Genomic DNA, 8,819 nt, shown 5'->3' with positions numbered 1-8,819 from the left:
ACGCCCACCCAGCATCCGCCACCCCGCTTGGCCACCACACACCAACGACTTGGCGCACGCTTGGTTTTCACCGCCGGGCTCCAGGTCACCGCGGTGGACGGGTATCCGGAAGGCGGCCGTCCGCCGCCGTGGTCATGAGGGCGTCTTCTCCGCCTTGTCCGCGGGCTGCGCCCCCCACGCCGGGGCCGGCAGCGGGCCGGAGCGGACCAGCAGGCCGCAGATGACCGCGCCCGCCGCGAACAGGCCGGTGCACCACCAGAACACGGTGACGTAGCTGTCGACGGCGGCCAGTTGGAGGAGTTCCTCCGTCGGCTGGCCCTGGGCGTTCTCCTTGACGTAGTCCGTGATGGCACTGGCCGCGATGGTGTTGAGCAGCGCGGTGCCGACAGAACCGCCGATCTGCTGGCCGACCTGGATGTTGGCCGAGGCGATGCCCGCGTCCTGCGGCTGGACGCCGGTGGTGCCGGTCTGGAGCGCCGCGGCGAAGATGAAGCCCATGCCGAAGCCGAAGACGAGGATCGGGCCGAGGAGCGCGGTGGCGTAGGTGGAGTCGACGTCCACGTTGGTCAGCCAGGCGGTGCCGAGGGCGTTGAGCGCCAGGCCCGAGATGACCAGCGGCTTGGGGCCGTACTTCGGCATGATCTTGATGTTGCCGATGTTCACCGCCACGGCCGTGAGCACGACCATCGGCAGCAGGGCGACGCCCGAGGTGATCGCCGAGTAGTCCAGCGTGGTCTGCATGTAGTAGATGAGGAAGAGGAAGAAGCCGAAGACGCCGCCGCCGACGATCAGCATCGTCAGGTACGCGCCGCCGCGGTTGCGGTGCAGGACGACGCGCGGCGGCAGCAGCGGGTGCTCCGCGCGGCCCTGCCAGCCGGCGAAGGCGACCAGCAGCACGACGCCGGCGACGAGGAAGCCCCAGGTCTGCGGGGTGCCCCAGTCGTCGTTCGCGGCGTTGGAGAAGCCGTAGACGATACAGAACATGGCGCTCGACACCAGGACGACGCCCGGGATGTCCAGGCGGGCCCGCGGGCCCCCCGGCCCGCCGTTGCGGCCGAGCGGCAGCACGGCGCCGAAGAGGGCGACGGCGGCGAAGAGCAGGTTCACGTACATGCACCAGCGCCAGGAGAGGCCGGAGGTGAGCGCGCCGCCGATGATCAGGCCCAGCCCCGCCCCGCTGGCCGCGACCGCGCCGTAGGCGCCGAACGCCTTGCCCTTCTCCTTGGGGTCGGTGAAGGTCGTGCTCAGCAGCGTCAGGGTGGCCGGGGCGAGCAGGGCGGCGAAGACGCCCTGGCCGACGCGGGCGCTGACGAGCATCTCGAAGCTGGTCGCCGCGCCGCCGACGGCGGAGGCGCCGGCGAAGCCGACCAGTCCGACGAGGAACGACCGCTTGAGACCGAAGAGCAGGACCAGCCGGCCGCAGAAGAGCAGCAGGCTGCCGAACGCCAGCGCGTACGCGGTCACGACCCACTGCCGGTTCGCGATCGAGAACCCCAGGTCCTCCTGGGCCGAGGGCAGCGCGAGATTCATGATCGTCGCGTCCAGGACCACCATGAGCTGTGCGACGCAGACGACGAGGAGGATGAACCAACGCTTGGGGTCGGGCTCCGGCGCTCCGGCCGTTCCCGGGGCGGGCCCGGCAGCCGAGTCCGCGCTCTGTGTTGCCACGATCTTCTCCTTGTCGAGTGATACGGACATTCGTCTTCAACCCTCATGACAGGGGCTGCTGCGGGGATGTGACCCCTGGCCGGGCCGGACACGTGGGCGGGACGCGGTCAAGGGGACAGCGGCGTCCGGGGCGTCGTGTCCCGGAGCCGCCGTCCCCTTCCTGTCGTGCGGTTCCTGTGCTGTTGTCGTGCGGTGGTGCCGTCTGCGGGCGGTGCCGTGCGGCCTCAGGGCACCGGCCCTAGCCGCGGCCGAGGATGCGCGCGAGCACGTCGCCCAGCGTGCCGGCCGGGTCGTCGCCGGCGGTCCCGCTCCGCCAGGCCACGTGGTGGTCGGGGCGCACCAGGACGGCGCCCTCGTCGGTGATCTCGCGGACGGCCGCCCACCGGCCGTCGGCCGGGGCGCACTCGGCGCCGTCGCCGATGCGGACCGCGGTGAGCGGGACCGAGAACTTCTCGGCCGCCTCGGCGGCCGCGTCGCACCACGCCTTCCCCTCGGGGCCGGCGATCAGCACGAACCCCCCGGTGCGGCCGACCAGGTCGTGGGTGGACAGGCGGGCGCCGTTCCGCTCGATCCAGGCGTGCGGCAGCATGTGCCCGGGCCGGGTGGTGGGGTGGTAGGTGTTGCCGAGGGGCGCGCGGGCCGGGGGCTCGGTGCCGTCGGGGACGAGCGCGCCGTCCTCGTACGCGAAGCCCACCTCCAGGTCGTGCGCCTGGCACTCGGAGCGGTGGGTGTTCAGGATCTCCGCCGCCCGGGCCCGTACGGCGGCGCCGACGGGCGAGGCGTCGAAGTAGGCGGCGAACACCGACGGGCGGCGCTCGACCGGGATGTGCGCCCCGAGGCCGACGGCGGCCTCGGTCACCACCTTGTGGTTGAACCAGGTCGACAGCCCCCAGTCGACGTTCCGCTTGCCGACGGGGCGGCGTTCGGCCTCGTACGAGTCGAGGAGGCTGTCGTCGGCGCGGCCGGAGAGCACGGCGGCCAGCTTCCACGCCAGGTTGTGCACGTCCTGGACGCCGCCGTTGAGGCCGAGGCCGGTGGTGGGCGGCTGGCGGTGCGCGGCGTCGCCGACGATGAGCACCCGGCCCTGGCGGTAGCGGTCGGCGAGGACGCCCTCGACGGTCCACTGGCTGATCCGGTGCAGGGTCAGCTCCAGGTCGGGCACGCCGAGGACCTCGCGGATCCGGGCGATCATCGCGTCGGGGTCGTCGCGGTCGGCGTCACCGGGGTTGAAGTGGAGCGCCCACTCCTCGCAGTTCTTCCCCCAGGTGGGGCCCATCTCCATCAGGGTGCTGGAGAGGTCGGGGCGGTAGGGGTTGACGAACCAGGTGACGATCGTGCCGTCGTGCCACCACGGGGAGAGGTCGGCGGTGAGGTACGCGGTGGTGACGTTGAGCATGCTGGGCACGCCCTCCATCTGCACGCCCAGTTCGGCGCCGACGGTGCGGCCGCCGTCGGCGGCGATGAGGTAACGGGCGGTGACGGTCGTGGTCTCGCCGGTGGCGACGTCGCGGACCTCGGCGACGACGCGGTCGCCCTTGTCGGCGAAGGCGGTCAGCTCGTGGCCGAACAGCACGCGGCCGGGGTTGTCCTTCTCGGCGCGGCGGCGCAGTTCGGGCTCCAGCCGCAGCTGGGGGAGCTTGGTCGGCAGCACCGGCCCGTGCTCCGCGTACACCTCGGTCAGCGCTCCGCCGCCGAAGGCGTCCATCTCGTGGATGACCCGAGCGTCCAGCGGTCCGTCGCCGGCGAGCGAGGTCTGCCAGCGCACCCTGCCGAACATCTCCATCGGCGCCGACCGCTCGTGGACGACGTCCACGAGGTCGTGCTGCCGGAGGATCTCCATGGTGCGCTGGTTGAGGTAGTGGGCGCGCGGCAGCCTCGACGTGTCCGTGTGCCGCTCGACCAGCAGGTGCTCCACGCCGAGGTCGGACAGGAAGATGGAGGCGGACAGTCCGCATCCGCCGCCGCCCACGATCAGAACCGGAACTTCGATGGCTTCCATGCTCGGCCTTCCATGAGGGGACGGCTCAGGCAGGGCACGGGGATGCCGGACAGCCCCCGCCCGACGCCGCCGAACGCAGGAAGCGGCATCCGAGACCGAGCGCTGTCGTCATCCCCACGATCTGGAAGCGTGCGCTTCCGGACGAGCCTCCTCGACACCGTCATGCCGACGTCTCTCTACCGATACTGCGTGCCCTCAGCATCCGACTGCCGATTTGGCTGGCACTATCGAACGGGTTGGCGTCGACTTGGCGGCCCTACTCGAACATTCGCGCGGGCCAGGCGCCACCGGCCGCCCCTGTCGGGCGACCGCTCCCCCGCCCCCCCGCGGCACCCCCGGGGCCGCCGACGCCGGCGCGGCCACCGGCCGGCGGGCGACGCCCCCGGACCCTCCGGAGAGATTCCGCTTTCGCTATCAATGCAAAGGAGCGGGCGCTCCGCTACACCGGCGCGCAGAATTTAATTCAACACACCGGGAATTGGGGAACCGCAGGAGAACTTTCGGCGTCACGCGGCGCCCCGAGGACGTGCCGCGGGCCGGGTGACGTCTCGGCAAACAACGGATTATTTCGCCGCGATAATCGCCTGAACCAGCCGCGGGAAAGGTGAGGGTCCGCATCCGGGTGCGCCCGGGCCGGCCCGGCGCGGCGTCCGGATCGTTCCTCGCGGACCGGGATGAAATTTCATTGCCGACTTTGCCCGACTTGCCGCCCGCGGGTCCTCCGCCGGCGGGCCGCGCACGACGGTTCGCCGTCACGCTCTGCTACGCGCGTGGAGGCCCCGGCGGTGCTGACACGGGGTCTACGGTCGCGCTCCCGGGCAACCGGATCCGGACTCACCCATTCCGCCCTCTTCCCACTCCCCACAGCCCTTCCCACCTGGACATTCGCCGACGCATGGACACCCCGGCGCCCCTTGTAAAAGATCTTGAGAAAACGTCACTGCGGCTCGCCGGATAGCAAGTTCCTGCCATGTCGGGAGGGGATAGCAGGACCTTGCCCCCCGCGGCTCTGCTGGCACAATCGATCACACCTTCGACGTGCGGGAACGGAGGGGTCCCGGGGCATCAGAGCCGGGGCGCCGGCAGAACCGTGTTGACAACGCAGGTGGGCGATGTTGGGATCGAATAGCCGGGGAGAAAAGCGTCGAAGCCCCCAGATCGATCGTTGCTCTCGGTGTCCGGCAAGGCGAAGATCCATTGTGTTGTGTACCGGCCATGTAAAACCCGCGGTCGACATTGCCGGGCCTTGACTGGATTAAGGTTCACGGCTACGCTGGCCCCCGGCCAGTCTCGGGGGACTGGACGACAAACACGGGGGCAGCAGAAATGCTAACGATCGACGCAGGGCCGGAACCCGGCCACTGGCCTCACGGCCAGATTCAGAACTCCTGGCCGTCAAATCCGGCAAAAGTCGAATTTCACGAAGATCCAGTTGAGATTGCTGCTTTTCGGCAGCAAATCCTTGCGGCGCCTACGCTCTCTGACGCGGCGCACGTCGTCTCCGTTGACCGCCCGGTAGCCCGACAGCGCACACCCATCGCGCTGCGGTGCGGCCGGGCCGTTGCCATGCGGCGGTGTGGGAGCGCTCGCCAGGGCGCCATGCAGCACCACTCGCGCACACCGCACGGAGCGTACGGCGACCGGATCCTGCTTGGCTGCACGGCCGGCAGCCGGCCCGGCCGACACCCGGCCGTGGCCAGGCGCCCCGGAAAAGGCGGTGAGATGTTGGGAGTTCACAGATGACGAACGACAGAACCAACGTCGACACGATGGTTATCGGCGCTGGATTGGGCGGTAGCTGCCAGTCCCACACGGACGGCGGCCACCGCACGGGAACCGGCAACGGTGATGCGCGGCGCATCGCGGAGCTGGAGCGCGAAGTGCAGGAACTCCGCCGCGCCAACGAGATATTGAAGGTGTATTTCGCAAAGGAACTCGACCTCGAACTCGAATCCAACCAATCCGCCCTTGCCGTCGAAAAGCCCGGCGAGCCGGCTCTCGCGGAGATGTCGCCGGCCGCGCCGCCGGCCCCTGCGCGCACGATCCGCTGGACCGCGGCCCAGCCCTCGACGATTCCGGATCCGCCCCGGCCCATGGCGGAGTTCCGGGCGCTCGGCCCCATCGAGGCCGTGGTCGACGGTCAGCTCTTAGACCTGGGCGCGCCGAAGCAGCGTGCGCTGCTGGCGCTGCTGGTCAGCAAGGTCGGCCAGCCGGTGGCGGTGGACGTCATCGTCGAGGAGCTGTGGACCGGCAACCCGCCGCCCTCGGCGATCACCTCACTGCAGGCGTACGTGGCCAACCTGCGCCGTGTGCTCGAACCCAACCGCGCTCCGCGCACCCCCGCGACCGTGCTCCGCACCTACGGTCGCGGCTACCTGCTGGACAACCACGTCGTCGAGGTCGACGTGCACCGGTTCAGCGAGCGCGCCAGCGCCGGCTGGGAGGCACTCGACCGGGGCAAGCCGCAGCAGGCCCTGCACGAGCTGGAAGCCGGACTGACGCTGTGGCGGGGGCAGGCCTACGCCGAGGTGGCGGACACCACCTACGTACGGCCCGAGGTCGCCCGGCTCGAAGAGCTGCGGCTCTCGGTCATCGAGGGGCGGTGCGCCGCGCTGCTCGCGGTGGGCGCCCACGAGATGGCGGTGGCGGAGCTGGAGGCGTTCACGCAGGCGCACCCGCTGCGCGAGTACGGCTGCGAGCTGCTGAGCCTGGCGCTGTACCGGGCCGGCCGGCAGGCCGACGCCCTGGCGGTGCTGCGCACCAACCAGCGCAGGCTGGCGGAGGAGCTGGGCATCGATCCCAGGCCGGCGCTGCAGCATCTGGAGAACGAGATCCTCAACCACGCGCCCGCGCTCGACTGGCGGCCGCGCCCGGGCGGTGGTGCGTGAGGTCGCCGCATCGCGATCTCTTGCCGCCGACCGGACATCTCCACGGTGTCCCTGACACCGTTGCGGCCCGAGGGGACCCCTCGGGCCGCTTCCGTTTTCTCCGCTCCGGCGGTTCCGGTTCCGGTTCCGCTTCCGGCTGCGGGCGGCTCACTCCGGCGGCTCACTCCGGGGGCGCACCAGGCCCGAGCGGTAGGCCAGCACGACGAGCTGGGCGCGGTCGCGGGCGGCCAGCTTCGTCTTCGCGCGCTGCACGTGGGTGCGTACCGTCAGCGGGCTGACGACCAGTTCCTCGGCGATCTCGGCGTTGGACCTGCCCTCCGCGACGAGCGCCGTCACCTCGCGCTCCCGGGCGGTGAGCACGGCCAGGTCCTCGGGGGCGGGCCGGGCGGCGCCCGGCTCGGGGGTGGCGAGGAAGCGGGCGATGAGCGAGCGGGTCGCGGCCGGGGACAGCAGCGCGTCGCCGGCCGCGACCGTGCGGACCGCGTCCACGAGTTCGTCGGCTGAGGCGTCCTTGCCCAGGAAGCCGCCGGCGCCGACGCGCAGCGCACGGGCCACGTGCTCGTCGGTCTGGAACGTGGTCAGGACCAGCACCCGCACGTCCGCCAGCTCCGGGTCGGCGCAGATCGCCTCGGTCGCGGCGAGGCCGTCGGTGCCGGGCATGCGGATGTCCATGACCACGACGTCGGGGCGGTGTGCGCGGGCGAGTTCGACGGCCTCGCCGCCCTCGGCGGCCTCGGCGACGACCTCCAGGTCCGGGTACGAGTCGATCAGCATCCGAAACGTCGCCCGCAGCAGGGCCTGGTCGTCGGCGAGGAGCACACGGACGGTCATCGGGGCTCTCCGGAGGGCTCGGTGGTCTGCGGGGCCGGACCGGCCTGCGGAGCCGGGGCGGCCCCGGCGGTCGGCCGCCGTACGGGCAGCGGCAGCTCCGCGGTCACGGCGAACCCGCCCTCCGGCCGCCGCCCCGCCCGCAGGCTGCCGCCGGCGGTGCGGGCGCGCTCGCGCATGCCGATCAGCCCGAAGCCGCCGCCCGGCGCCGGCGAGGGCGGCGGCCGGCCCGCGCCGCCGTCGTCGCTGACGGTGACGGTCAGCCGGTCGTGCGCGTACGCGAGCCGCACCCGCGCCGTGCCCGCACCGGCGTGCTTGGCGACGTTGGTGAGCGCCTCCTGCACGATCCGGTACGCGGTGAGGTCGAGCCCCGGCGGCAGCGGCCGCTCCGCGCCCTCGACCGCGACGGTGACGGGCAGCCCGGCGGATTCGAAGGCGGCCACCAGCTCGGGCAGCCGGCTCAGCCCGGGCGCCGGCTGCAGCGGCTCCCCCGCGCCGCCGGCACCGTCCCCCGCCCCGTCCCCGTCGGCGCCGGGGGCGTCGACGGCGTGGCGCAGCAGGCCGACGGTGGCCTGCAGCTCCCGCAGCGCCGCGGAGGTCGTGCCGGTCAGCTCGCCGAGGATCTCCTCGGCCTGCGCCGGCCGGGTGCGCGCCAGCCGGGCGGCGGTGCCGGCCTGGGCGTGGGCGAGCGCCATGTGGTGGGCGACGACGTCGTGCAGGTCGCGGGCGATGCGTACGCGCTCCTCGGCGACCCGGCGGCGGGCCTCCTCCTCGCGGGTGCGCTCGGCGTGCTCGGCGCGCAGGTGCACGGCGTCGAGGTAGGCGCGCCGCGCCTGCACGGCCGTGCCGGCGAACACCGGCAGCAGCAGCCAGAAGAAGGGGGCGACCGCCTCCTCGGCCCAGGTCTGGTCCCCGCCGTCGGCGAGCAGCGCGGCGGGGACGACCATGGCGACGACGACGGCGTAGTGGGCGTAGACGGTCCGCTGCGGGGCGCGTACGGCCAGCTCGTACAGCGCGACGATCGTCGGCGCCATCAGCGGCAGCGAGAGCGCATAGCCGAGGCCCGCGGACACGACGGCGCACACCGCGGCGGCCAGCACGACGGGGCCGGGGCGGGAGCGGCGCCACAGCAGCGGGACGACGGCCGCGACCGCGAGGGGCTGCCCGGCGGCCCAGCCGGGGCCGCCCACGACGTACTGCCGGCTGGTGATGACGAGCACGAGCAGCAGCAGGGCCGCCTCGACGAGGCGGGGGTGGCGGTCGGTGAACCGCGACCAGCTGGGGAGCACGGTGTTCTCCGCTCGGGTGGACTGACCCCGTGGTTGCGTCCATGGTCGGGTACGCGCCGGGGTCCGGGCCAGCGGTGCCGGGGCGGGGCGCCGCGAGGGCGCCGCGGGGGGGGACCGCGGGGGCCGGCCGCCGCTCGGGGAGGCGGG

Annotated in this window: 6 protein-coding genes; 1 reads left to right on the top strand and 5 read right to left on the bottom strand. The window is 72.6% G+C overall.

Features of this window, described 5'->3' with window-relative positions:
* Positions 1-132 precede the first annotated feature (132 nt).
* From ABD317_RS29365 to ABD317_RS29355, 3 genes are all read right to left on the bottom strand, one after another.
* Positions 133-1,698, bottom strand: coding sequence for an MFS transporter (locus ABD317_RS29365; protein ID WP_425582462.1), 1,566 nt, complete (start codon positions 1,696-1,698; stop codon positions 133-135).
* 208 nt (positions 1,699-1,906) lie between these two features.
* Entirely contained in the window at positions 1,907-3,667 is a 1,761-nt protein-coding gene (locus tag ABD317_RS29360; protein ID WP_344293647.1) for an FAD-dependent monooxygenase, read from the bottom strand.
* A gap of 1,395 nt (positions 3,668-5,062) precedes the next feature.
* Positions 5,063-5,278 carry a hypothetical protein gene (locus ABD317_RS29355; RefSeq protein WP_344293645.1) on the bottom strand — a complete coding sequence of 72 codons (216 nt, stop codon included), beginning with the start codon at positions 5,276-5,278 and terminating at the stop codon, positions 5,063-5,065.
* Between the two features lie 128 nt (positions 5,279-5,406).
* On the opposite strand from ABD317_RS29355, the gene ABD317_RS29350 reads away from it, so the two are divergent.
* The gene (locus tag ABD317_RS29350; RefSeq protein ID WP_344293643.1) at positions 5,407-6,555 is read left to right on the top strand and encodes an AfsR/SARP family transcriptional regulator; all 1,149 of its coding nucleotides are present in this window, start codon (positions 5,407-5,409) and stop codon (positions 6,553-6,555) included.
* Positions 6,556-6,702: 147 nt separating this feature from the next.
* Here ABD317_RS29350 and ABD317_RS29345 read toward each other — a convergent pair whose 3' ends face one another.
* Both ABD317_RS29345 and ABD317_RS29340 read right to left on the bottom strand, forming a co-directional pair.
* Entirely contained in the window at positions 6,703-7,386 is a 684-nt protein-coding gene (locus ABD317_RS29345; protein WP_344293641.1) for a response regulator transcription factor, read from the bottom strand.
* A complete protein-coding gene (locus ABD317_RS29340; protein ID WP_344293639.1) occupies positions 7,383-8,672 on the bottom strand; it encodes a sensor histidine kinase in 1,290 nt (429 codons plus the stop codon). Before ABD317_RS29340 ends, ABD317_RS29345 begins: the two co-directional genes overlap by 4 nt.
* Between the last annotated feature and the right edge of the window lie 147 nt (positions 8,673-8,819).

The sequence above is a fragment of the Streptomyces synnematoformans genome (assembly GCF_039531005.1).
Taxonomy (GTDB): domain Bacteria; phylum Actinomycetota; class Actinomycetes; order Streptomycetales; family Streptomycetaceae; genus Streptomyces; species Streptomyces synnematoformans.
This window is presented reverse-complemented; position numbering and strand designations above follow the sequence as displayed.